General features: G+C 64.1%; 1 pseudogene. It reads right to left on the reverse strand.

The window, feature by feature from the left end:
* Nucleotides 1-602, reverse strand: a pseudogene (locus tag ACM6JQ_RS18405) (RHS repeat protein); the annotation flags it as partial.

The raw sequence follows: 602 nt of genomic DNA on the forward strand, positions 1-602 counted from the left end.
GGTGGGGTCAGGTCCAGTGGGCGGCGAATTTCTGTCGCCTTGTCGTCGAGCAGGTTGCCGGCCGGGTCGAAGACGAAGGTTTCCACGCCTTGGCGTGTGGTGGCGCTGAGCAGTCGGCCAACGGGATCGTAGCGATAGGCGAGCGGGCCGCGGCGGCTGTCGTTGATGTCGGTCAGTTGGCCGGCAGCGTCGTAGCTGTACTCGCGTTTGAGCAGCGTAGATTTGTCGTCGCTGCGTCCCAGCAGTTGTTCTTGCAAACGGCCGGCCGGGTCCCAGCTTTGGGTTTGCAGCAGGTGGTTGCCTTGATGGCGGGCGACTTCGCGGTGCAGGTCGTCGCGTTCGTAGCCGATCAGTTCGTGTTCATCAAGACGCAGGCCGAGCAGGTGGCCGCTGCCGTACGTCAGCCAACTGACGCGGTGGCCGTCGGGGCGAACGCTGGCGACTCGTTGGTTGAGCACGTCGTACTCGTGCTGCCAGATTGCGACGGTGGGTTTTTCCAGGCCGAGATAATGTTGGTGTTCGCGCAGCAGATTGCCGGCCGGGTCGTGGAACCATTGCAGGCGGCTGTCGGCGTTGTCGGCCAGCACCAGGTTGCCGTTGCC

This window comes from Pseudomonas sp. IT-232MI5 (genome assembly GCF_949767845.1).
Classification (GTDB): domain Bacteria; phylum Pseudomonadota; class Gammaproteobacteria; order Pseudomonadales; family Pseudomonadaceae; genus Aquipseudomonas.